This window comes from Streptomyces sp. NPDC058964, assembly GCF_042741275.1.
Classification (GTDB): Bacteria; Actinomycetota; Actinomycetes; order Streptomycetales; family Streptomycetaceae; genus Streptomyces.
Genome location: NZ_JBHYKH010000031.1, coordinates 12675 through 35869, shown reverse-complemented (window position 1 = coordinate 35869; position 23195 = coordinate 12675). Strand labels below are relative to the sequence as shown.

Below are 23195 nucleotides of genomic sequence, written 5' to 3'. Positions count from 1 at the left end.
GCTGCGCTCACCGCCCAATTCCCGTGCTGCGCACGGGAATTGACACTCCCTCCGCTTTGCTCCGGGAGTGGCCGGGCCGCGTTGCGGGCCGGAGCCGGGCCGCGCCCGGCTGATGGCTTCCGCTGCGCTCCAGCCATCCCGCGCTGCCGCGCGGGTGACGGGCCTTCGGCCCGTGCAGCAGCTGGAGAGGGGTTGGGGGCGCTCGGCTGGCCTGTGAGCGAGGAGAAGTGAGGCTGAGTCAGGGGCGGGTCTTCGGGATGGGTGCGGCTGTGAAGGGGCCGGGGTTGTGCTCGCTTCCGGTACGGTGGAGATCCGGGTGGGTGCTCTCGGTGGTGCTTCAAAATGACATCCAGATCGATTCTGGATCAAGGCTTCCTTGCCTCTGCCCCTGCGCGCGGTGCTGTCGCCGACCACTGAAACTGTGCAGTGTCCAGGAACCGGTCCAGAGAACAGGCGTGCTGACTGGCAGTCACTGCATAGTGAATGGCGTGCGCTTGGGCTTGTAGCCGGGTGGCTGAGGACAACCTCGCATGTTTTCGGGCATCGTCCAGGGCAGGTGATGGTGGGCGTTGCTGAGTGGCCACACGGTCGGGGGCGGTGGTTTCCTGCGCGTGTTCTTGCGCCGCTTGGGGCGTGGCGGCTGCGGCGGTCGGAGCTTCAACTGCTCGGCGAAGTCGGGCAGGTACGGCAGGCCTGTGGAGTTGTGGGGATCGCTGAAGAGCTTGCCGCTGCTGGTGCCGGTGGCCAACAGATGGGTGAACACCGCGGCCCGCAGGAGAGGGCGTGCCCAGTCGGGCACGGTGTGGGTCATGCAGCCCTAGCGGACGTTGTGGCGGTCGTGGAGCGTCACCGTGCTGCCGTCGAGCGCAGCGTCCTGTACCCGTGCGGTGGCCAGCTGGCTGGTCGAGGCGGCGGTGAAACAGGCGGTGGCAAGCTCGGCCGCTAGATAAGGGTGCGCCGTGCCGGCATGGAGACGCCGGGCGACCTCCCGCTCGGTCAGCGCAGGCATGGCGGGAGGCACGAAACCGCGCTCCCTCGCCAGAGGCGCGGCACACGTGCAGACCGGACTGTCCTCGAAGGACATCAGCGTCGTCAGGGCCGGCAGGCTGATCCACCGCCGCAGCAGCACACCAGTCCCGGACTCGCCGCCCGGCCAATCGGCGTCCACTGCGGCCAGGCGTACAGCGGCGGGCGAGCCGTAGTAGTGGCGGCGCGCGGTCGCAAAGTCGGTGGTGACGGTGTGGTCGACCGTCTGCAGGGCCTGGTGCAGGGCTGCAGGGAGGTGGGGGCGGTGGCAGACCAGGGTCAGGCGGATGCCGGTGAGTGCGCGCAACTGCAGGAGGCGTTCGGTGTGGCGCGCGATAAAACGGTGGGCGCGCAGGACGGTCAGGTGGGTGACGGGCAGAGCAGTTATCCATGCGGTGGCGGCTTCCCAGACGGGCTGACGGCCGGCGGGGAAACGGCCCGGGAGCAGGGGCGGTTTGCCCAGGGCGGCGAGGAGGTCGTGCGCGAGGGCTCTCTCGCTCGTGGTGCCCGGGCCGGGATGCAGGGTGATCCGGCCGGACGGCAAGTGGTGGGCGGCCAGGGCGGTGTGCGTGTGGAGTGCATTGTCGTTGCGGTCGATGACCACGGTGACGGGCGGCGGTGACATGGTGGTCAGGCGAGGCGGCTGAAGGCCCAGCGCAGCAGCTCCTGATCCACACGGGAGCGGCCGCTGCGGGCCAGGGCGGTGCGGGTGTGGGCGGTCAGCTGGGCCCAGGCGCGAAAATTGCCGTGCGCGGCATGCTGGTCGGCGAAGGTGATGTCGTCGGCGTCGGCGTCGGCCCAGATCGGGTGGAACAAGGGGATGGCCTCGAGCACCTCGCTGGGGGTAAGACGGGTGAAGTGCTGCCAGATGAAGATGCGGGAGGACAGCATCGGTTCGCGGCGCAGCACGGTGTGGCAGCCCTCACCGCCGACGAAGATGATCGCGAGCCGGGTGGCGGGTTCGTCCCACAGGTAGCGGAAGTATTCGAACGCCTCACCGTTGAGCCACTGGGCCTCGTCGACGAGGAAGGTGCAGGGGCGTTCGGCCAGGGCGGATTTCAGGAGACGGTCGAATTCGCTGGGGTGGCGCGGTGGTTCACCGGCCAGGCCGAGTGCGGTGAACAGCTCGTAGCGCACCGCGCGGGCGGTGGGCCGAGCACGGAAGGTGATCTTGCGGACGTCCTCATGCGGTTCGAGCCCGCGCAGGCAGATGTTGACGGCGAGGGTCTTTCCGAAGCCGGCTCCGCCATGGATGCACATCATGGCGCGGGCGGCGACGGTGTCGGTGATGTTCTCCCGGGCGGTCAGCAGAGCGCGGGTGGTGACCACGCACGCATCAGGCAGGTCGACGTACTGGTAGGTGGCCGCGGTCACGAGGCGTCTCCGTCCTCAGCAGGGTCTGCGGCCCGTCCGGGCGAGCCGCCGGGGGCCGGGCCGGACGGGATGGGGGCAGAGCGGGCGGGCGTGGTCCGGGCGACGAGAGAGGGCGGGGTGCGCCACTCGGCCGGGGGCGCAGCAGGCGGGATGAGATCCGGCAGCGCCAGATCCGACAGGTCGGTGCCGGTGGCCTGAGCGAGTTCGGCCTCAGCCTGCGCGGTGGTCAGCGCCCCGAGCCGCTGGGGTGCCTCGGGCCGGCTCACGGCGGCGTAGCGCTCACGCTGCGAAGACTCCAGGTCCTTTTTCAGACGGCGGGCACGGGCGGCCCGCACCCGCCGCACGGCGCTGATCTGTTCGTCGGTGGCCTGATCGGCCAGGTCCGCGGACCCCAGGTAGCGGCCGGTAGCCGCGTGGTAGACCTCGATGCGGTGGTCGTGGTGGGGCATGAAGCGGACCCGGACCTGGATGCCTGCCTGGCCGGCCATCCACGCTCCCACATAGTCGCGCTTCCGGAAGCGGATCCCGCGGGTGGTCAGCGTGCGGGTACCGGCATCTTCCAGGGTGAACGTCCACAGATCCGCAGCCGGCACGTCCCGCAGCGGGGTGGGATCGTCCTGCCACGCCTCAAGCGGAGTCTTGCCCCGCAGGGGCGTGGGGCGATGCTCAGTGTTCCACCAGAACGTCCAACCCAGCAGCCGGGCGGTGAAGTCCTCGAAACCAAGCAGCACCTCGTCCTTCGGGCGGGAAGAGCGTTTGCCAGGGCGCGGCTGGCGGGCATAGCCGGGTAGCGCGGCCAGGAACATGCTCTCCACCGCCCGGTTCAGGACCTCCACAGTGCCCTTGAGGTGGGGGGTGTAGGCGGGCAGGTCCTCCACCGTCACGTCCAGGAGATCGAACGCGGCGGTCACCGTCCTGGACAGGAAGTCCTTGCCTCGGTCGACACGTACTTTCTCGGGCAGGCCGCCGAACGGGCCGTAGGGATCCTCGCGCAGGACCGCGGAGCGCAGCGCTGCCAGCACGGACTCCCGCGACGGATCTCCCGGCGTGATGGCCACCCCCGTGATCGCATTCGTCGCGCAGTCGGTGAACCAGGTGATCCACGGCCTGCGGGCCTTGCCGTCGACTTCGACCAGCACCGCGGCCTGGACGTGGTCGGTCTCCCACACATGGTTGCGCCACCCGCGCGGCCGGGCCAGGAACACATCGTGCTTGCGTGCCGCCCGCTCACCTCCCGCAAGCCCCGCCCGCTCCCCGGGCGTCAGATCACGGCGGATCGCCCGGTGCAGCGTCGTCAGCGACGGCACATCCGGCGGCAGACCTGTACCCGGCGACACCCCGGCCTGCCAACCAGCATCAGCGGCACCGGTGCCTCCGGCCGCGCGGGCGGCAAGTTCGCGCTGCACCGCGGCAACATTGCCCTTCCACAACGCCAACAGCGCACGGACCTCCGGCGAGATCGTGAACCTCGTCTTGCTCTGAGCCCGTGCGCCGGGCTCGTCCGCCGCCCGTTCATCGCGGCCGGCCTTGGCCAGCCACCGCCACACAGTGCGCTCCGACACCCCCAGCGCATCAGCCGCCACCCGGACATGAGCGGACGTCAGCTCACCGCACATCCGCAGAGCGAGCAGCCGACGCACCGCAGGACCACGCAGCGCGGTACGCGACGCCGCAGGCAACCCCTCCCCCACCCCGGCAGCCCTCCTCCGCGCATGCACCGACACACACAACGGTGAGCGCAACAGCCCCCGAAAGAATCAGAAGTGCCGCTCCCATGACAGCGGACCCGACCACGGTGTACCGGCCCATGACAGTCACCCCACCAGCAGATGCCACCCCACGTCAGCGACCCCACCCAGACACAAACACCCCACCAGCGACAACACCCACACCCTGACACCCCATCACCGACACCCCGCCACTGACACCAAACCAGCACATCGCACCGGTGCTGCTGTGTCTCGCCGGCAAGATCTCCTTCCAGGGCGGCCGACACCGGGGTGATCCGGGCAGGGCCACCGGGAGGACGTGCGGCCCCGCTTCACTGTGCGTTCCCTCTCGAACAAGCGGTCGGGAGGCGCGAAGAGTTGGTCGCGCGGCCGTCAGGCCGAGTCAAGGATCTGCGGGTCGGCGCGGGGCGGGGTCAGGACCGCGCAGGTCCCGACCCCGCCTCGCGCTGGTCATGTCTCGCGGTTGCCGAGGGCCAGGAGCAGCTCGGGGAGCTCCCGCAAATGCGGCAGCAGCGCGGTCACCTGCAGCGCCGCCTGCTGGGCGCGGGCCTCGGGCAGGGGCTGGTCGATGTGGGCTGCCCTCGCGTGCGCCCGCATCTGGGCGACGATGCCCGGCAGCAGCTTCACCCCTTCCTCCAGCGAGGTGAGGATCTCATTAAGCTCCCGGCGCAGGCGCTTGACCGCCTGGGTGTCGCTCTCCGGCGGCGCCGCGGCTGCGCCGGGGGTGGGCTGCGCGATGGTGACGCGGGGGGCGGTGGCGGCGGTTTTGGGGAAGGCCCGGTTGAACCAGGCCCGGGTAGCGACCTGCTCGAGGCGGGTGCCGGACTCGTCGACCTGGAGCGGGCCGCGGTCGCCCTCGTCCATGGCCAGGGCTAGCTCCCGCAGCAGGGCCACGGCACGGACCGGGTCGCTGCGCATCGCCGCGATGGCGTTGTTGACGCCGCGGCGGATCCGCAGCGACTCCTCGCCGTCGACTGTCTGGTCGGTCGCGCTGTCTCCACGCTGCGCACCGACCGAGCCGCGGTCGGCGTCGATGAGGTCGAACGCGGCCAGCCAGTGCGGGGCGCGGTAGGCCAGCAGCTCCTCGAACGCCTCTGGGTCGGTGTCGGCGCAGGCGAGCAGGTCCGGCAGGGTCCGCCCCGTCAGCGGCACCTCCGCCTCGGTAACTCCGTCCTTGGCCAGCGCGACCGGGAGGGCGTCGGCGACGCGCGGGTTCCACGGCTCCGGGTAGCTCTCGGAGGTAAGCGCCGACCAGGCGCGCAGCCGCCGGTTGACGTGGGCGCGCAGGAGCGTGGAGGGCGCGGGCTCGCTGAGGGCAGCCCGGATCAGCGGGCGGCGCGCGTCGTCCTCCGCGGGGAAGAACTCCGCCAGCAGGCGCATGGAGCGCCAGTCCCGCTGGACGGAGACGGGGGCGTCGCCGGGCCCCTCGGGCAGGCGGTCGATGGGCTGGGTGCCGGCCAGCACGTCGGCGACCATCTCGGGGAGGACGCCCGCGGCGCTGTAGGAGCCGAGGATGCTGCGGCCCAGCGAGCGGCTGCGGTCATTGGGACGGAACTCCAGCGGCGGGTGGACGTGGTCGCGGCGGTTGCTGCTCTGGACGATCCGGTACAGGCGCTCGGGGGTGGGGCTGCCGATCACGAGGTGGGCCTGGACGACGGCCACCTTGGCGGCGCGCACGGCGGGGGCGTCCGTGTTGTTGGCCTGGAGGGCCTCGCGGTAGGCGGCGTTGAGGTGCTGCGCGTAGCGGTGCACCCAGAACGAGGGATTGGTGGCGACGTCGGCGCCGTCCTTGCCAAGCTTGGCCATCGGCACGCCGGTGACGACCTCGGCGGAGGTCAGGCCGAGCAGGTTCTGGCGGGCGCGGGTGCGGTTGTTGCCGCGGACCGCGGGCCAGGCCCAGTAGGCGGCGGGGCGCTGCGCGCCGTCGTCGTCGACGGAGGCCTCGTCCAGGACCAGCTGCTGGGCGATGTACATGCACGGCTCCATCTGGCCGTTCAGCACGAGGTCCTCGAGCAGGTCGTAGGGGCGGTGGCCGTCGCGGCCGAGGAGTTCGTTGCCGGAGCGCTCAATCGTCTCGATCAGGTCGGACAGGGTCCGGAACTCGCTGCGCAGCGCACTGAAGGTGCGCTCGGTGCCGTCGGCGGTCACCGCGGTCCAGGCGCGGACGGCGGGCAGCAGGGGCTTGTCGCCGCGGGCGGGGTCGGCCGGCGAACGGAACGCAGTGCTGATGCGCTCGTTGTGCCACCAGGTGATGCCGGCGACGCCCATCAGGCGGACGCTGACGGCCAGGGCAGTGCCAGCGTCGGTGCGGATCGGGACCAGCACATCGTCGCGCAGCCGCTCGGGCTTGTCTTGAGCGCGCGGGGAGTACAGCAGCGACTTGGGCTGGTCGACAAACGGGGCGATCTGCTCGAGCGCCGCGCGGGGGATGTTGACGCCCTCGGTAGCGAGGACGCCGTCCACGAAGCGGCGCTGCCACTCGGCGGTGGCGGGCAGGGGGAACGGGGCGATGTTGATGTTGGTGCCGTCGGGATCCACAGGGAGCCTTCCCTAAGGGGTTGCGGCGCAGCCCCAGGACACGGGGTCGAGGGGCGGGGCCGTGCCGGTTCGCCGGCGGCCGGGCGGCCTGCCGGGAAGTGGGCCTCCAGCTCCGCACGGGAAGGTCTGGGTGCCGTCATGCCAGGGCGCGGTCCGCCAGAGTGGCGGCAAGGCGGGCAGGACCGCCCTCCACAGCATCCCTGCGTGCAGCGACGGCCCCGGCCCGGACCGGCGGGGAAGCGGGCTGCGGGATGGGGCCGTGGTCTGGGCTCTCCGGAAGGGCTCCGGCACGAGGTGCACGAGGATGCGACGCGGTACGGGCGCGCTCCGCATCAACAGATAGCAGACACACGTGTACGAGCGCTAATCCGAATCCGAGCGCTTGACTCAGGCAACTTGCCTGTGTTTAAGGAGCGTTGACGGTCATGGTGATCAGCGCCACCAAGCCGACGTGCCCCGCAGCCCCCGGACAACTCCGAGGCCCCAAGCACCAAGATCACAAAGCGAAGGAGACACGGCGAACACGACACCAGCCGATACGACTTCGTGTCACCGCTACATCCAGAGAGATGTCACCACGATCAACCTGGCCAACCACCCCTGAACAGCACCAATGCACCCACACGTCAGTGACACCAGAATCCGGGGTCTGGCCCGTAGTCGGTGGTGACGTCGAGTAGCCATCCTCGGTCATGATCTTGTGATGGATGTCAACTCCCTTGTCGGAACGGTGTTTTCCGGGCTGTCGGCGCTCGTAGTCGAGGACGTGGCGGACGGTGGTGTCGCGGTGGTGGTCACGGCCCGCACTCGGGATGTGGCGGTGCCGTGTCCGGTGTGCCGAACGCCGACGGCGCAGGTGCACGGGTACCACCGCCGCATGGTGCGGGACGTGCCGGTTGACGGCCGCCCGGTTGTCGTCCACCTGCGCATACGGCGGCTGGTCTGTCCGGTTCTGGGCTGCTCGCGGCAGACCTTCCGCGAGCAGATTCCCGGGCTGCTGAAGCGTCATCAGCGCCGCACGGTGCGTCTTGCCGGGCAGATATCGCAGGTGGCGCGGGAGTTATGCGGCCGGGCGGCCGCACGCCTGGCCAACCTGCTGGCCGTGCCCGTCTCCCGCAGCACCGCACTGCGTCATCTGCGACGCCTGCCGCTGCCGCAGCTGGCGGTCCCGCGGGTGATCGGTGTGGATGATTTCGCCCTGCGCCGGCGCCACCGCTACGCCACGATCATCACGGATGCCGAGACCGGCCGACGCGTCGCGGTGCTGCCCGACCGCGAGGCGGCCACTCTGGAGTCCTGGCTGCGGACACATTCTGGTGCCGAGGTCGTGTGCCGCGACGGCTCGGCGACTTACGCCGAGGCCGTCCGTCGCGCCCTGCCCGGCGCAGTGCAGGTCAGCGATCGATGGCACCTCTGGCACAATCTCTGCGACAAAGTCCAGCTCGAGGTCCGCGCGCACGCCGGATGCTGGGCCACCATCAACCCGCCCCGTCCCGGCGGAGTACGCGAGCAGACCACCCGCGAACGCTGGAACAAGGTCCACGATCTCCTCGGCCAGGGCGTCGGGTTGCTCGACTGCGCCCGCCGCCTGGGCGTGGCCCTGAACACCGTCAAACGCTACGCCCGGATGCCCGAACCCCAGGCCCTGCGCCTCACCCCCTCCTACCGGCCCACCCTCGTCGACCCCTACCGCGAGCATCTGCGCCGGCGCCGCGCCGAAGATCCGGCCGTCACCCTGCAGCGCAGCCTGCTGCCCCAGCACGTCCCCGAGGTGGCGGGGCTGCAGATCGCCTACCGTTATGAGCCCGCCAGCCAGACCGCCGAGGTGGGCGGCGACTGGTTCGACGTCATCCCGCTGGAGGACGGCCAGGTCGCACTGATCATCGGCGACGTTACCGGCCACAGCATCCACGCCGCAGCGATCATGGGACAGCTCCGCACCGCCACGGCCACCCTCGCCCGCCTGGGATGCCCGCCAGAAGAAATCATGGGCCAGCTCAGCCGCGTAGTCACCGAGCACGGCGACGAAACCGGCGCCACCTGCCTGTACGCCCTGTATGACCCGGCGTCCCTGCGATGCCACCTCACCAGCGCCGGGCACCTGCCGCCCGCACTCCTCCGCCCCGGTGGCACGGTGGAATTCCTCGACATACCGGGCGGGGCGATGCTCGGCGTAGGCCCCAGCCACTACCCCACCACTGACACCGAGCTTCCCCCGGGCAGCGTGCTGGCCCTCTACACCGACGGGCTCATCGAACGCCCCGGCCAGGACATCGGCACCGGCATGTCCCACCTCGCCCACACCCTGTCCACCAGCCCCGCACAATCACTGGACCAGCTGTGCGACAGCGTGCTGGCCAGCCTCGGCGCCCACGCCCGCGACGACATCGCCCTGCTACTCGCCCGCACCACCACCGCAACAGCCCGCTGACTCCTGCAGTACTTCGCGGCACTAGGACCTGTCCGAGGGGTCACGTGACAGGCTGACTGATGAATCGTTCCGTCCGTTGTGGGGCGGGGTGATCTGACAGATGCGGAGTGGGCCCGGCTGGAACCGCACCTGCCGAGGAGCGCAGGCCGAGGTGGGCGGTGGAAGAGCCACCGTGTGGTGATCAACGGCATTCTCTTCCGGCAACGGACCGGCATCCCGTGGCGGGACTTGCCTGTGCGGTTCGGCAAGTGGAAGACGGTGCATGACAGGCATCGCAGGTGGTCGGCGGACGGCACGTGGGACAGGATCTTGCGGGCCGTCCAGGCTGACGCCGATATCGAGGGCCGTCTCGACTGGACGATGGCGGGGGTGGACTCGACGGTCTGCCGGGCGCATCAGCACGCGGCCGGTGCACGAAAGCAGCCTCCGCGGGTCCCCGGTCGGCGGAGTCGGCCCGCTCATCATCGGGACGACGAAGGGCTGGGCCGCTCCCGGGGAGGGCTGACCACGAAGATTCATCTGGTGAGTGAAGGCGGGCGGCGTCCGCTGGCTGTGCTGATCACACCGGGGCAGGCGGGCGACGGACCGCAGATGATCCCGGTGCTGGAGCGCGTCCGCGTGCCGCGCCCGGCTGGCGGGCGTCCTCGCACTCGGCCGGAGCACCTTAGCGGCGACAAGGCGTACAGCTCCCGCCGCAATCGCGGCTATCTGCGACGCCGGCAGATCAGGCACACCATCCCCGAGCGCCGCGACCAGCAAGCCCATCGGCAAAACCGCGGCAGCAAGGGCGGGCGGCCCGCCGGCTTCGACCGGGCCCTGTATGCCCGCAGGAACGAGGTCGAGCGCACGATCAACGCCCTCAAGGGCTTCCGCGCCGTGGCCACTCGATTCGACAAACGGGCTTACGTCTTCCACGGAGCGGTCACCGTCACCGCGATCCGTCTCTGGCTCCGCTCCTGAGCCTGCTCGCCTACTCCCGATCCGCCCTGGCCTACCGCAGGACGGGGCGGTTGGCGGATGTGTACTCGTCCGCGATGCTGAACACGCTCGCACAGTGTGGACATTCGGCCTTTCCGAAGAGGTGGGCGATTCCGTCGGCGAGGGCCTCGTGCCCGTCGCGGACGGCAGTCTCGTACATCCACCGGCCGGTGCCGGAAAGTTCGTCGAAGGACGCCGGACGTAGGCCGCGGCGGTCCATGTCGCCCAGGTTCCAGTCCCGGATCGCAGAATAGCGCCTGTGGTCCCCGATGACGATCGTCACTTCTACGGCGCAGCTGGGGCAGGCCAGGTGGTAGAAGTCATCCATGAAGTCCCCCAGGACGGCACTCCAGTGGTACTCCTCCCTGGCCGCGAGCGAATCGAGGAACGCCGCGAGGTAGTCGACCGGCCGCGATTGCAGGTGCCGGTCCAACAGCTGGCGGAACTCAGCGATCGCGTCGGCGCAGTTCGCCAGCAGATCATCGCAGCCGTGGTGTCCTGCCGCGCGCCGCAGGATCGTTCCCGCCAGTTCACGCGCCGGTGCGCTCCTGGAGGCAAGACACATCAGGCGCGGCAGGGCGGCAAAGCTGGCGGGGAAGACGAGGTCGTGTTCCAGGACCAGCCGGTATCCCAGCTCCTCCCATGCTTCGGCGTTGTCCGCGAGCTCCACCTGTTCCAGAAGCGCGGGGACGCGATCGACATCCCCGTAGCAGTCGTGCATCTCCGCCCAGTTCACCACCTTGGCATTAAAGCGCCTCATGGCGACCGGGGTGGGCGCCCCTGTTCCTGGCTCATCGGACAGGTCCTAGTTAGGTCTGAGCGGTGCGATATCGGCGGCGTTGGGGCCGTAGCGCAAGCCCCAGGCGGGGGACGATCCGAGCAAGACCCTGCCGGATGTGGCTTTAGAACTCCCAACAGGATGGCTCGAAGATGGGGTGAGCCGGGTGGCGGTCACTCGACGCCGTTGCCACGTTGACGGCTGCCGCCCTCCGATCCGGCCAAAGGGAGGACCTGGCTGCCCAGGCCCGGCTTGCCCCGGGTCGGATGTGGCCCGGAGCGCCTAGGCTGTCACCGCTACGGAAGGGCTGTGCCATGGATGCTGACTCCCAGACCAGGGCCGCGGTCGAGGAGCATTGGCGGGCCTCGGAACGCGGGGACGCCGAAGCCGAGCACGCCATCTACGCCACGGACGCGATCCTGGACTACCCGCAGTCAGGCGAGCGGTTCCGGGGCCGAGCGGCAATCTCGGCGCAGCGCGGCGGGCACCCGGCCGAGCGGCACTTCACCGTCCAGCGGATCACCGGCCATGCGAATCTGTGGGTGAGTGAATGCGTCATCACCTACGGCGGTGTGCCTTCGTATTCGGTGAGCGTCATGGAATTCGCTGACCAGCACGTGGTGCACGAGACGCAGTACTTCTCCGACCCCTTCGGCGTGCCGGCCTGGCGGGCCGCGCTCGCGGAGCCGATGCCGGGCCGGACCATTGCCGGAGCCTGATTCTTGGGCTTGCTCGGGCCGGCCGGGTGACGAGCCTGTGACCGGCACCACGGCCGCGGCCATCAGCGGCATGTCCATGTTCTCCCCCTGTCCTGCGCGCACGGGGCCATCGCGTCCCGCTCCAGCTGACGGCCGGACCGCATTCGGCACATCGTCACCCCAAAGGAAGACGTTCATGCACACGATCGATCTCGCCTATGTCGGGCGGGGCCCGCACGAGGAACTGGTCACCTACATCGCCGACCAGCAGGACTTCTACGCCGACGAGGGCGTCCACGTCGCACTGCGCGACGGCTGCACCTGGGACGCGGAGCGGCTGCGCCGCGGCGCAGTCATCGGACTTGGCCGGACACTGCTGTCCCGAATGAACGATGGCATCCCCTGGGTCGCGCTGAATGTCAACACCGCCCGCCCGCTGTTCTGGTTCCTCGCCCGTTCCGGCCTGGCCTCCCTGGCCGACCTGGCCGGCCAACGGCTGGCGGTAACCCCTCCTCACACCGGCCCCGGGGTTTTCACCCGGATCGTTCTGCGCCAGGCCGGCCTCGACCCGGACCGCGACGTGCAGAGCATCGTCCGCTGGCCCGGCGACTACAGCATGGACCTGCGCCGGCTGCACGACGGGACTATCGACGCCGCCGTGGTCGGTGACACCATGGCACCGGAGGCGATCGCCGCCGAGCTCGGCTGGCAGGTGCTGGCCTTTGTCGGCGACCACTTCCAGATTCCCACCGTAGGCGTGGCTGTCGACCCCACCTACACCGCCCCGGGGGACCCCGCGGTCCAGGCGGTCGTACGAGCCCACCGGCGTGCCCTGCAGGTGATCCACAACGACCCCGACACCACGGTGCGGCACCTGCAGACCTTCCTCGGCCGACACACCGCAGACGAAGTCCGAGCGCACTACGAGAAGTTCATCGCACCGTATTTCACCACCGACGGCCAAACCGACCTCGCCGCCGCAGACATCGCGATCCCCACGGTCGCCGCCGAACTCGGCGTCCCCGCCACCTTCACCGCGGCCGAGTTCTACCGCACCGTTTAGTCGTCGAAGGTAGCCAGTGAGCGGCTGACCACCAGGCCGGTCTGGAGGATGCACCACACCGCGGCGGCAAGTGCCCCGACACGCTGGGCCCATCTACGACGGCACCCTGGATGGCGCGTGCTCCGTGGTTTTGCAGGTCGAGGGCACTTTCGCAGTGTCGTTGACCGACGCGATGAGCTCCGGGTCGGCCGGGACCCACAGGATGGGCATTCCGGCCGGGACGCATACCAGGGACGGCATGTCTCCGGCATACCGCTCGCCGCGACCCGATCGCCACCGAACCGGTCGAAGATGCAGTCGTAGACCTCAAGGCGGCAGGCGCACTCCACAGAGCGGCGTGTTTGCGTGCGGGCAGAACCGACTCTTCCGGCACCCTCAGGGCGCCTCGCAGACGGTCGCGAAGCCCCGCGTCCCTCGAAGAAGCAAGACCCGAAGAAAGCAAGAGAGGAAGAGACCATGAAGGAGTTCCTGGTCGAGCTGACCGCCAGTGTGCCCGAGGGGACCGACCCAGCAGAAGTCGACCGGCGCCGCGCCGCCGAAGCTGTGCGAGCCAAGGAGCTCGCCGCCGAAGGTCACTTGTTTCGGCTGTGGCGCCCGGTCGGGGAGGACCGTGTCATCGGCGTGTGGCGCGCCGACGACGAGGCGGAGTTGCGTGAGAAGGTCCTCGGAAGCCTGCCCCTGTGGCCTTGGGCGACGGCGGTAATCACCGCCCTGCAGCCGCACCCCAACGATCCGGACCTGACCGGATGAGTCTTCCGGTGTGGCAACTCACTGCCACCGCTCGCTGTGCCGATCAGGACCACCGCACTGAAGCGGGAGTCCATGCCCTGACGTTGAGAAGCCGTTCGCTTACCGAACCGGAGACAGGGGTTCCGCGATCGACAGCGGCCCCGGACGGAGGGAAACCCATGTCTGAGAAGAACCATGCCACGGTGGCAGTCACCGGGGTGACCGGGGCGCTGGGCGGCCGGATCGCGGCCCGACTCGCGGGCCATGGCGTCCCCCAGCTCCTTGTCGGACGCAGCCCCGACCGCATGCCCGAACTGCCAGGCGCCCAGCGGCGCGGTCCGGCCGCCTACACCGATGCCGACGCCATGCGCAAGGCGCTCGAGGGTGCGTCGACCCTCATCCTGGTCTCCGGACACCGCACGGGGCGCCGGCTGGAGGAACACGCCACCGCAGTCGAGGCCGCTATCGCGGTCGGCGTGGACCGGGTCCTGTACGTATCCCTCGTCGGCGCAGCGCCCGCCGCCACCTACACCAACGCCCGCGACCAGTGGCTGACCGAACAGTTCCTAGCGGGGGCCGGGATCCGCCACACGGTGCTCCGGGCGGGCTTCTACACCTCGACGCCGGCCGCCCTCGCCAACGAGGAGTTCGTCGTGAGCGGCCCCGCGAGCACCGGCCGGGCCGCCTTCGTCACCCACGAGGACATCGCCGACGTGATCACGGCCGTCGCCCTCGACGAGGGTCCCCGCTCCGAGCACGACGGCGCGACCCTTGAGATCACCGGGCCCGAGGCCCTGACCCTCGACGAAGCGGTCACCAGGATCGCCGCAGCCACCGGCCGGCCCTACCGCTTCGAACCCGAGACCCTCGAGGACGCCTTCGCCCGGCGATGGGGACTGGGCATGAGCGGGGAACAGATCGAGACCTGGATCTCTTGGTACCAGGCGATCGAGAGGGGCGAGGTTTCCGTGGTCACCGATGTCGTCCCCCGGCTCACCGGCTCACCGGCGACCCCGATCTCGGACGCAGCCTGGTGGCCCGCGCCAAAGACAGCGCGCGGTACCCGCTAATCTCGCGCTTTGACGAAGCGGGGCTGTCCGAGGCGTGATCAAAAGAACGATGAGTGCCTCTGACCTGGGACGATAGGACTTTTCTAGGGTCATGATCGTCGTCAAGAAAGCTGCACTCCTCGGGTGAAGAAGCCTACCGGGTTGTACCCGCGTGTCCGTGTCGAGGGCGGTGGTCGTGGGGTTGTCTCGCAGTCCGGCGCCGTGCTGCTGGTCGAGACCGCCCGCAAGGTGGGGTTGGACGCGGCGGTGTCGGCGGCGCTGACGCCGTGGCGCAAACAGCGAGCGGTTCATGATCCCGGCAAGATCCTGCTGGACGTCGCGCTCGCCGTGGCGCTGGGTGGGGACTGCCTGGCCGATGTCGCGATGTTGCGGGCCGAGCCCGCCGTGTTCGGGCCGGTGGCCTCCGACCCGACAGTCTCCCGCCTGGTCGACGCCCTGGCCGCGGCCGGACCGCGAGCGCTCGCGGCGATCCGGCGGGCCAGGGCTGAAGTCCGCGAGCGGGTCTGGCGGTTGGCCGGCGATGCTGCCCCGGACGCGGGCGGCGAGGTGATCGTGGACATCGACGGGGTCCTGGTCCTGGCACACTCCGAGAAGGAGCACGCCGCCAAGACCTGGAAGAAGACCTTCGGGCACCACCCGCTGTTCGCGTTCGTCGACCACGGCCGCGAAGGGTCCGGGGAGCCGGTCGCCGGCCTGCTGAGGCCGGGAAACGCGGGCAGCAACACCGCCGCCAACCACATCGAAGCGGCCCGCCTGGCGCTGGCCCAGCTGTCGAGCAAGTACCGGCGCGGACGCCGAACCTTGATCCGCACGGACTCCGGCGGCGGCACCCACAAGTTCCTCAACTGGCTCACCGCACGCGGCCGATGGCTGTCCTACTCGGTGGGGATGACCATCACTGATGCCATCCACGCCGCTGTGCTCCTGGTCCCGGCCTCGGCCTGGACGGCGGCCATTGAGCCGGACGGGCAGGTCCGCGACGGCACCTGGGTCGCCGAACTCTGCGGCGACGTCCTGGCCGGCTGGCCGAAGGGCATGCGGCTGATCGTCCGCAAGGAACGGCCGCACCCCGGCGCCCAGTTGCGCTTCACCGACGCCGACGGGATGCGGCTGACCTGCTTCGCCACCAACACCACCGGTACCCCGATCGCCCAGCTGGAGCTGCGGCACCGCCAGCGGGCCCGCGCCGAGGACCGCATCCGCGCCGCCCGCGACACCGGCCTGCGCAACCTCCCACTACACCAGGCCGCCCAGAACCAGGTCTGGCTGGAGATTGTCCAGCTCGCACTCGACCTGCTCGCCTGGATGCCGATGCTCGCCCTGACCGGACCCGCCCGGCGCTGGGAACCCAAGCGCTTGCGACTGCGGCTGTTCTCCGCCGCCGCCCAGCTCGTCACCACCGGCCGCCGCCGCGACCTCCGCCTCGCCCGCCACTGGCCCTGGACCGACGTGATCACAGGCGCCTTCGCGCGCCTGCAAGCCCTGCGCGACCCCGGCTGATCAGCCACAACGCCCTATCCCGACGAGCAGCCTTCACCTCCGGAGCCGTGGAACCCGGTGCCCACCCGGCGCATCAACCGGGCTACCGGCGTTCCCACGATCACCCGGACAAGCCGAAACGGCCCGCCGGATGACCGACGGACCGTCACGAAAGATCGAGGTTAGAAGCAGCAATGGACGCCCGCCGCCTCGGCGTCGGCCTCAACCTCCCCCAGGCCTTTCTCACCGATGCCGCCGTCGACTACCTCAGCGACCACGACTACAACAGCCTCAGCGAGGCATGGGCCGAGCAGGCCTACGCCGAACTCGCCCGCCCCGTCCACGGCAAGCAAGCCCCCCTCCGCCGCGTCAACACCCACCCTCGCCGCACACCAAAGGCCCCGCCCCTGGACGCACCACCCGCACAGGCTGGACCGGCATTCCGGCTCGCCGACTTCCTCGAACAACACGGACGCACCGCTCGCCGCCTGGTCTGCCCGCCCGCCTCCTTCTGGCACGCTGCTCATGACCACCTCACCCACCCCGACAGCCTGGTCAACCTCGCAAACGCAGCCGAAAGGCGACACCGCCTCCAATGGGCCCACCACCTCCGCCAGCAAGCCGCCGACGCCGGTGACCTCCGTGCCCTGACTGAAGTAGCCATGACGCGGGAGAGGAGAGGGGATCGAAAGGGTGCCGAAGCCGCAGCCCTACAGGCCGCCGACGCCGGTGACGTCTACGCCCTGGTCGAGTTGGCCATAGGGCGGGAGGAGACGGGCGATCGGGAGAGCGCTGAAACCCTGGCCCTCAAAGCCGCCGAAGCCGATGAAGACTTCGCCCTCACCCATTTGATCCAGACACGGGAGGAGGCAGGCGATCGGAAGGGTGCCGAAAACCTAGCCCTGAAGGCCGCCCAGGCCGGTGAACCCTACGCCCTCATCGAGTTGGCCATAACGCGAGAGAAGGCAGGGGACCAGGAAAGCGCCGAAACCCTCGCCCGGCAAGCCGCCGACGCCGGTCACATCGACGTGCTCCTTCCTGAGAGGCTCAGACCGTGGTCTTTGTGGCCGGACGGGCTCGATCCAGACGGCACGCCTACACCCCCCTGGTAGCCTGTGAGGCTCGGAAAGTCGTCGTCGCAGGTCAAGCCGCGTAGCGGTACTCGTTGATGACGCCGCCGAGGATGCGGGTGCGCAGGAGCCGACGGCCTTCGAGCTCGTGCGCGGCGATGGGCTGCTGGTCGGCGTCCGGAGGTAGTTGGTTGCGGGCCCGGTGGGGGCGGTGCTCGTTGTAATGCCGCTCGTAGGAGGTCAGGACCTGCCGCGCGTGGGCCTCGGTCATGATGAGGACATGGTCGGGGAGCTCGCGCCGGATGCTGCCGATCACCCGCTCACAGTGGGCGTTCATCCGAGGTGATTGGGGCGCGCTCTTGAGGATCTCCATCTCCTCGCCCTGGAAGACGGCGTCGAAGGACTGGCCGTACTTGCCGTCGCGGTCACGTAGCAAGAAGCGCAGGGAATCCATGCGCGTGCCGAGGTCGGCGGCGAGGTTGCGGGCCTGTTGTACCGTCCACTCCCAGGTGGGGTGGGCCGTCACGCCGGCGATGTGCATGCGTTGGCTGCCGTGTTCGAGAAACACCAGCGCGTACAGGCGTCTGCCGAGGGCGGTGTCGAGATGCAGGAAGTCGACGGCGGTGATGCCCTCGGCTTGGTTGGTGAGGAACTCCCGCCAGGTCGGGCCTGTACGGCGCGGGGCCGGGTCGAGGCCCGCCGCGTGCAGGATCTCCCAGACCGTGGAGGCAGCGATCGGGTGGCCGAGACGGGCCAGTTCGCCCTGGATCCGCCTGTGGCCCCACTGTGCGTTCTCGCGAGCGAGCCGCAGGATCAGCTTCTTGAGCGCCGCCTCGGTCGGCGGGCGTCCGGTGCGGGCGCGTCGGGCACTGTAGTCCCACTTCGCCGCAATGAACCTGCGATGCCAGGCCAGCAGCGTCCCAGGCGTGACCGGGAAGATCTCGCGCCGGCGACGGCGGGATATCAGGCTGGAGAGAGCGGCGAGCCAGAACCGGTCCGCAGGTTCATAGCGGACAGGACCATCGATCTGACGGCGCAGCACCGCATTCTCATGACGGAGCACCAGCAACTCGGCGTCCTTGGTGGTGTCACGGAGCAGCAGCACCCTGCGGAGGGACAGCAGCCGGCGAGTCACCTTGTAGAGCATCGAGATGATCACGTGGACATGGTCCCAGCCGAAAGTGCTCTACTACCACGACCTGCGGCGATGACTTTACGAGCCCCGCAGACGCTCCGAAGTGATCACGCAGGCGTCGCCGGCGGCGGAGCAGGAGACACCGGTCCCCACCGCGGACTGACCGGGCGAACGGGATGCGGCGTCCCCGGCGGGCGTCGCGTTGAGCCCCGTCGCCGCACTGCCGGCAGTCGAGGATGATCTCGTCCCGTAACGAGGGCCGGCGCAGGTCCGGGACGGGCGCTTCGTAAAACGTTCAAAGTACAACGGTTCGATTTCTGTACGCGCCAGGGGCTGACACCGGGGTCCTGGTGCGCGATAACGTGCGCGCTCGGCCTGATCATCGTACTGTCCGGGGACTGTTATGCCTGATCCTTCCATGCCGCCGGACGACCGGCCGGCGTCGCCCGTGAGGCCCCGTGTGACGGCCGAGTCGCCGGCCGGGTCCTTGAGACGGCGTCTGGTGCTGTCGTCCGTGCTGCCGCCGAGCGTGGTCGCCGTGACGGGTGCGGTGGCCACCGCGCTGGTCGGCGATGGCCACCTGAACCAGGCGTACCAGGGCGCTGTGTTCGGCGGCGTTGTGCTCATCGGGACCATGGCGGCCGCGATCGCGGGCATGCGGGCTTCGGCGGAAGCACGAGCAGTCACCGAGCACTGGGAGGAGCTGTCCCGCGCAGCCGACCGAAACCGTGCCGAGCTGACCGAGTTGACCCGTGCCACAGCCGAGGGCAGAGCCGAACTGGAGTCGCTGTGCCGTCGGCTGCGGGCCGGGGAGCGCCCTGTGCGGGGCCGGCCGGAACTCCCGCCGCAGACCGGCCCGGACGAACTCTCCCGCCTCGGATTCGAGATCGCCGTGGCCCGGCACGAGGCGGAGGCAGCCCTGCTGGAGACCGCCGCCTCCGCGATCGGCACGGAACACCACTCCCGGCTGGAGCAGTTCGAGGTGTTCGCGAACCTGGCGCGCCGTCTGGAGTCCCTGGTGCACCGCGAGATCGGCCTGCTGGACGACCTGGAGAACGAGGTCGAGGACCCCGACCTGCTCAAGGGGCTGTTCCGGGTGGACCACCTGTCCACCCGGATCCGCCGCTACGCCGAGAACCTGGCCGTGCTCGGCGGCGCGAACACCCACCGCCAGTGGACCCGCCCCGTCAGCCTGACCGACGTACTGCGTTCCGCCGTCGCCGAGATCGACCAGTACGCCCGGGTCAAGCTGGTCCCGCCCGTCGAGGGATCGGTCAGCGGCCACGCCGTGGTCGACGTCGTCCATCTGCTGGCCGAGCTGCTGGAGAACGCGACGGTCTTCTCACCGCCCCAGACCACCGTGCACGTACGGGTGGAGCCCGTCGCCGCGGGGGTGGCGATCGAGGTCGAGGACCGGGGCCTGGGCATGTCCCCGGCCGAGCGCGGTCAGATGAACACCGTCTTGAGCGCACCCGACAAGGTTGCGCTGGGCGAACTGCTGCAAGACGGCCGGATCGGCCTGTACGTGGTCTCCGTCCTGGCTCAGCGACACGACATCGCCGTGCAGTTGCAGAGCAACGTCTACGGCGGCACACAGGCCGTCATGGTGCTGCCCGAGGCACTGCTCGGTCCGCAGCCGGCAGCTTCCGCGCCGGCGCCCCACACCGTCCCGGCCCCCGAGGCGGAGCCGCACGACCGGACGGAGACCGAGGCGGTGGACCTCCCCGCGACGGAGACGACCGTCGTCGCGGATCCGAGCGTGTCAGATTCCGCCCCCGGGCCCGCCCCGGCCCCCTCCGACGGCGAGGACGACCGCCCGCGGCTGCCTCAGCGCCGCCGTCAGGACCACGCCGCCGAAGTGCCGCAACCGGTCGGCGGCGCCGGTGCTGCCGAGGACATCGAACACGACCCCGGCCTCATGGCCGCATTCCAGACCGGACTACGCAGGGCCGAGGAAGCGGAGACGCCCTGATGGCCGCAGCCGCCCTGAAGGCCCAGGGTCCGTACAGCGAAACGTTTCCTTCTGCCGAATAGGAGTACACGATCGTGGCGAGCGAAGACCTTTCCTGGCTGTTGACGGGTCTGGTGAACCGGGTGCCGCACACCCGAAGCGCGTTGTTGCTGTCCTCGGACGGGCTGGTGAAGGCAGCGGAGGGGCTCGACAAGGACGCCGCGGACCAGTTGGCCGCGCTCGCCAGTGGGCTGTACTCGTTGGCGCGCAGCGCGGGCCGGCACTTCGACGACGGCGGTGACGTGCGACAGATCGTGACGGAGCTCAGCACCTCGCTGCTGCTCGTCTCGTCCGCCGGGCACGGCGCGGTGCTGGCGGTGCTGGCCGGACGCGATGCGGACGCGGCGGTACTGGGCTACGAGATGGGCATGATGGTGAAGAGCGTGCGTCCGCACCTGGCCACACCGCCCCGGCACCCGGTGGGGTGACCGATGACGCCGGTCCTCCCAGACGGACCGCAGCTCGACGAAGCGGCCGGGCGGCTGGTCCGTCCCTACACGGTGAGCGACGGCCGGACCAGGGCCACGTCCCACTTCACACTGGTGACCACGGTGCGGGCCACCGGCGCCCAGACGCAGGGCGTTTTCGGCCTGGAGCACGCGCAGGTGCTGGCGCTGTGCGAACAGCCCGTGAGCGTTGCCGAGGTCGCGGCCCGGATGCAGGTGCCCGCCGCCGTGGTCAAGGTACTGCTGTCCGATCTGGCCGAGGGAGGCGCGGTGGTCGCAGGTGATACCCGCCCGGCGCCCACGGGCCACTCCGCACGACCTGATCGAGACCTCCTGGAAGCGATACGCGATGGCCTCCTCAAACGACTGTGACCCGCTGCCCGCCGACGTCCTGCCGGTCGGCGTCAAGGTGCTGATCGCCGGCGGGTTCGGCGTGGGAAAGACCACCTTCGTCAACGCGCTCAGCGAGATCGAGCCGCTGAGCACCGAGGAGATGCTGACCGCCGTCAGCGCGGCCACGGACCGACTGGACGGAGTGGAGAACAAGGCCACCACCACGGTGGCCTTGGACTTCGGCCGGATCACGCTCAGTCCGTCCCACGTCCTGTACCTGTTCGGCACGCCCGGGCAGGAGCGCTTCTGGTTCATGTGGGACGAACTCTCCGAGGGAGCGCTCGGGGCGGTGGTTCTCGCCGACACCCGCAGGCTGGAGCACTCCTTCGCGGCGGTGGACTTCTTCGAGCGGCGCGGCATCCCCTTCGTCGTCGCCGTGAACGAGTTCGACGGGGCTCACCGCTACCGCGGGGAGGAGGTGCGGACCGCGCTCGACCTCAGGCAGGAGGTGCCGGTGGTGCTGTGCGACGCCCGCGTCCAGAAGTCGGGCATCCGCGTGCTGCTCGATCTGGTTCAGCATCTGATCACGACAAGGAGTTCCCATGGCAGCGACACAGACCAACCCACCGTCCGGGCCTGAGTCCGGGATCGCCCTGCGCCATCTGCTCCTCCCCCCGGAGGACCCACAGGTGCGCGCCCGTTCCGAGCGGCTGCGCGAGCTGGGCATCGATGCTCGTCCGGACGCCGAACTCGACGCCTTCGCACGGGAGCTGGCACAACGCACCGGCGGCTGCTACGCCGGGGTCAACTTCTTCCTCGACGCAGACCGCCAGTACTTCGCGGGGTTGTACAGCGCCGCGCAGGACACCACGGCTCATGTGGGGCCGCCGTTGCTGGAGGAACCGGTGCCCGGCCGCGTCATGCCCCGCGACATCGACATGGGCATCTGCCCGCACGTGGTCAAGCGCCGCCGGGCGCTGGTGCTGGAGGACATCCGGGACTTCCCCCGGTTCGCCGGCAACCCGGTGGTCGACGCGATCGGCGTCCACTCCTACCTGGGCGCACCGCTGATAGACAGCACCGGCGTGGTGCTGGGCACCATCTGCGTGGTCGACCAGGACCCACAGCCGTGGGGGCGCGAAGGGCTGGAAACCATCAAGGCCATGGCTGCCGAACTGGTCGAGCGACTGGAGGAGTCGGCGAGCCACCGCGGCTGACCGGCACTGCCGGACGCGCACGCGGCGCCGAAGCCGGTGACCTGGAAGTTGACACGGGTGTGAGACTGCGGCGGAGAAAGTGACATCTGCTTCCTTCGCGTCTTGGGTCCACGGCCACGGCAGGCCAAGGCGCAACCAGGGAGGGTACGACGATCACCAGGGGCACGGGCAGCGCGATTTTGAAGCGGCTCTCGACGCGCAGGGTGGGGCGTCGGCCCATCGAATGCCGGGTGCGGGGAGTTGATGAGTGCGGCGGCTCCGTGGCGGACCAGCACGCCCGCGCATCGGTCGATCTCCGCGTCGAGAGCGTGGCCCGCCATGAGCGGCTGATCGCCAAGGCCATCGACACCCCCTGCCGTCTGCTGCGGCTGCCGTCGATCCGCAGCGAGTTCGCCGACATCGCCGACCGGGCCGCCAAGGACCAAATGACCTACCGCGGCTTCCTCGCCGAGCTGCTGATGGCGGAGTGCGACGACCGGGCCCGCCGACGCTCGGAACGGCGGATCAAGGCAGCCGGGTTCCCGAGGGAGACGTCACTGCGGACCTTCGACTTCGACGCCAACCCCAACATCGACGCGGCCACCATCAACACCCTCGCCAGCTGCGAGTGGATCAAGAAGGGGCAGCCGCTCTGCCTGATCGGCGACTCCGGCACCGGCAAGTCCCACATGCTCATCGCCCTGGGCACCGAGGCCGCCATGAAGGGCTACCGCGTCCGCTACACCCTCGCCACCAAGCTGGTGAACGAGCTGGTCGAAGCCGCCGACGAGAAGCAGCTGAACAAAACCATCGCCCGCTACGGCCGCGTCGATCTTTTGTGCATCGACGAGCTCGGATACATGGAACTGGACCGGCACGGCGCCGAGCTGCTGTTCCAGGTTCTGACCGAGCGCGAGGAGAAGAACAGCGTCGCCATCGCCTCAAACGAGCCGTTCGGCGGCTGGACGAAGACCTTCACCGACCCCCGTCTCTGCGCCGCCATCGTCGACCGGCTCACCTTCAACGGCACCATCATCGAGACCGGAACCGACTCCTACCGCCTCGCCAGCACCCGAGCCCGTGCCGAACACGCAGAACCGGGCTGACCAA

Annotated in this window: 20 protein-coding genes and 1 pseudogene; 14 read left to right on the top strand and 7 right to left on the bottom strand. The window is 69.8% G+C overall.

The window, feature by feature from the left end; translation table 11 throughout:
* Window positions 1-469 precede the first annotated feature (469 nt).
* The 5 genes and pseudogenes from ACFW2E_RS06500 to ACFW2E_RS06480 form a co-directional block, all read right to left on the bottom strand.
* The gene (locus tag ACFW2E_RS06500; RefSeq protein ID WP_384462318.1) at window positions 470-811 is read right to left on the bottom strand and encodes a hypothetical protein; all 342 of its coding nucleotides are present in this window, start codon (window positions 809-811) and stop codon (window positions 470-472) included.
* 6 nt (window positions 812-817) lie between these two features.
* On the bottom strand, window positions 818-1651 hold the full coding sequence (locus ACFW2E_RS06495; protein WP_384462315.1) for a hypothetical protein: 834 nt from the start codon (window positions 1649-1651) through the stop codon (window positions 818-820).
* Window positions 1652-1656: 5 nt separating this feature from the next.
* On the bottom strand, window positions 1657-2400 hold the full coding sequence (locus ACFW2E_RS06490) for an AAA family ATPase (RefSeq protein ID WP_384462313.1): 744 nt from the start codon (window positions 2398-2400) through the stop codon (window positions 1657-1659).
* Window positions 2401-2485: 85 nt separating this feature from the next.
* A pseudogene (locus ACFW2E_RS06485) lies at window positions 2486-4040 on the bottom strand (Mu transposase C-terminal domain-containing protein); the annotation flags it as partial.
* Between the two features lie 540 nt (window positions 4041-4580).
* On the bottom strand, window positions 4581-6668 hold the full coding sequence (locus ACFW2E_RS06480; RefSeq protein WP_384462310.1) for a hypothetical protein: 2088 nt from the start codon (window positions 6666-6668) through the stop codon (window positions 4581-4583).
* A 730-nt stretch (window positions 6669-7398) separates the two neighbouring features.
* Here ACFW2E_RS06480 and ACFW2E_RS06475 point away from each other — a divergent pair.
* Together ACFW2E_RS06475 and ACFW2E_RS06470 are read left to right on the top strand one after the other, a co-directional pair.
* Window positions 7399-9099 (top strand): ISL3 family transposase, encoded by a 1701-nt coding sequence (locus ACFW2E_RS06475; RefSeq protein ID WP_384462324.1) that lies wholly within the window; start codon window positions 7399-7401, stop codon window positions 9097-9099.
* Window positions 9100-9177: 78 nt separating this feature from the next.
* Window positions 9178-10059, top strand: coding sequence for an IS5 family transposase (locus ACFW2E_RS06470; protein WP_384462308.1), 882 nt, complete (start codon window positions 9178-9180; stop codon window positions 10057-10059).
* A 31-nt stretch (window positions 10060-10090) separates the two neighbouring features.
* On the opposite strand, the gene ACFW2E_RS06465 is transcribed toward ACFW2E_RS06470, so the two are convergent.
* Window positions 10091-10816 (bottom strand): hypothetical protein, encoded by a 726-nt coding sequence (locus tag ACFW2E_RS06465; RefSeq protein ID WP_384462305.1) that lies wholly within the window; start codon window positions 10814-10816, stop codon window positions 10091-10093.
* A gap of 353 nt (window positions 10817-11169) precedes the next feature.
* On the opposite strand from ACFW2E_RS06465, the gene ACFW2E_RS06460 reads away from it, so the two are divergent.
* The 6 genes from ACFW2E_RS06460 (at window position 11170) to ACFW2E_RS06435 (ending at window position 17006) form a co-directional block, all read left to right on the top strand.
* Window positions 11170-11574: a nuclear transport factor 2 family protein gene (locus ACFW2E_RS06460; protein WP_384462303.1), complete on the top strand. Its 405-nt coding sequence runs from the start codon at window positions 11170-11172 to the stop codon at window positions 11572-11574.
* 175 nt (window positions 11575-11749) lie between these two features.
* A complete protein-coding gene (locus ACFW2E_RS06455; RefSeq protein WP_384462300.1) occupies window positions 11750-12616 on the top strand; it encodes an ABC transporter substrate-binding protein in 867 nt (288 codons plus the stop codon).
* A gap of 456 nt (window positions 12617-13072) precedes the next feature.
* Window positions 13073-13366, top strand: coding sequence for a muconolactone Delta-isomerase family protein (locus tag ACFW2E_RS06450; protein WP_384462297.1), 294 nt, complete (start codon window positions 13073-13075; stop codon window positions 13364-13366).
* A 158-nt stretch (window positions 13367-13524) separates the two neighbouring features.
* Entirely contained in the window at window positions 13525-14415 is an 891-nt protein-coding gene (locus ACFW2E_RS06445; RefSeq protein WP_384462295.1) for an NAD(P)H-binding protein, read from the top strand.
* 123 nt (window positions 14416-14538) lie between these two features.
* Window positions 14539-15915, top strand: a complete 1377-nt coding sequence (locus ACFW2E_RS06440) for an IS1380 family transposase (RefSeq protein ID WP_384462292.1) — start codon at window positions 14539-14541, stop codon at window positions 15913-15915.
* A 173-nt stretch (window positions 15916-16088) separates the two neighbouring features.
* Window positions 16089-17006, top strand: a complete 918-nt coding sequence (locus ACFW2E_RS06435) for a hypothetical protein (RefSeq protein WP_384462289.1) — start codon at window positions 16089-16091, stop codon at window positions 17004-17006.
* A gap of 31 nt (window positions 17007-17037) precedes the next feature.
* Here the strand turns inward: ACFW2E_RS06435 and ACFW2E_RS06430 are convergent, their stop codons facing one another.
* On the bottom strand, window positions 17038-18123 hold the full coding sequence (locus tag ACFW2E_RS06430; RefSeq protein ID WP_384462286.1) for an integrase core domain-containing protein: 1086 nt from the start codon (window positions 18121-18123) through the stop codon (window positions 17038-17040).
* Between the two features lie 436 nt (window positions 18124-18559).
* Between ACFW2E_RS06430 and ACFW2E_RS06425 the strand changes: the two genes are divergently transcribed.
* The 6 genes from ACFW2E_RS06425 to istB all read left to right on the top strand — a co-directional run bounded on the left by ACFW2E_RS06425 (window position 18560) and on the right by istB (window position 23191).
* Complete coding sequence (locus ACFW2E_RS06425; RefSeq protein ID WP_384462283.1) at window positions 18560-20071, top strand: sensor histidine kinase; 1512 nt, start codon at window positions 18560-18562, stop codon at window positions 20069-20071.
* Window positions 20072-20145: 74 nt separating this feature from the next.
* Window positions 20146-20538, top strand: coding sequence for a roadblock/LC7 domain-containing protein (locus ACFW2E_RS06420; RefSeq protein WP_384462281.1), 393 nt, complete (start codon window positions 20146-20148; stop codon window positions 20536-20538).
* 3 nt (window positions 20539-20541) lie between these two features.
* Window positions 20542-20928 carry a DUF742 domain-containing protein gene (locus ACFW2E_RS06415; RefSeq protein ID WP_350838696.1) on the top strand — a complete coding sequence of 129 codons (387 nt, stop codon included), beginning with the start codon at window positions 20542-20544 and terminating at the stop codon, window positions 20926-20928.
* Window positions 20906-21529, top strand: a complete 624-nt coding sequence (locus ACFW2E_RS06410; protein WP_235458097.1) for an ATP/GTP-binding protein — start codon at window positions 20906-20908, stop codon at window positions 21527-21529. Before ACFW2E_RS06415 ends, ACFW2E_RS06410 begins: the two co-directional genes overlap by 23 nt.
* Entirely contained in the window at window positions 21492-22106 is a 615-nt protein-coding gene (locus ACFW2E_RS06405; RefSeq protein WP_384462276.1) for a GAF domain-containing protein, read from the top strand. Before ACFW2E_RS06410 ends, ACFW2E_RS06405 begins: the two co-directional genes overlap by 38 nt.
* 308 nt (window positions 22107-22414) lie before the next feature.
* The gene (gene istB, locus ACFW2E_RS06400; RefSeq protein ID WP_384462321.1) at window positions 22415-23191 is read left to right on the top strand and encodes an IS21-like element helper ATPase IstB; all 777 of its coding nucleotides are present in this window, start codon (window positions 22415-22417) and stop codon (window positions 23189-23191) included.
* Window positions 23192-23195: the final 4 nt, after the last annotated feature.

Excerpts from the sequence above, each read along its gene's own strand:
- ACFW2E_RS06500 (WP_384462318.1), bottom strand. The coding sequence starts at position 811 with ATGACCCACACCGTGCCCGACTGGGCACGCCCTCTCCTGCGGGCCGCG.
- ACFW2E_RS06495 (WP_384462315.1), bottom strand. The coding sequence starts at position 1,651 with ATGTCACCGCCGCCCGTCACCGTGGTCATCGACCGCAACGACAATGCA.
- ACFW2E_RS06460 (WP_384462303.1), top strand. The coding sequence starts at position 11,170 with ATGGATGCTGACTCCCAGACCAGGGCCGCGGTCGAGGAGCATTGGCGG.
- ACFW2E_RS06455 (WP_384462300.1), top strand. The coding sequence starts at position 11,750 with ATGCACACGATCGATCTCGCCTATGTCGGGCGGGGCCCGCACGAGGAA.
- ACFW2E_RS06450 (WP_384462297.1), top strand. The coding sequence starts at position 13,073 with ATGAAGGAGTTCCTGGTCGAGCTGACCGCCAGTGTGCCCGAGGGGACC.
- ACFW2E_RS06445 (WP_384462295.1), top strand. The coding sequence starts at position 13,525 with ATGTCTGAGAAGAACCATGCCACGGTGGCAGTCACCGGGGTGACCGGG.
- ACFW2E_RS06435 (WP_384462289.1), top strand. The coding sequence starts at position 16,089 with ATGGACGCCCGCCGCCTCGGCGTCGGCCTCAACCTCCCCCAGGCCTTT.
- ACFW2E_RS06415 (WP_350838696.1), top strand. The coding sequence starts at position 20,542 with ATGACGCCGGTCCTCCCAGACGGACCGCAGCTCGACGAAGCGGCCGGG.
- ACFW2E_RS06410 (WP_235458097.1), top strand. The coding sequence starts at position 20,906 with ATGGCCTCCTCAAACGACTGTGACCCGCTGCCCGCCGACGTCCTGCCG.
- ACFW2E_RS06405 (WP_384462276.1), top strand. The coding sequence starts at position 21,492 with ATGGCAGCGACACAGACCAACCCACCGTCCGGGCCTGAGTCCGGGATC.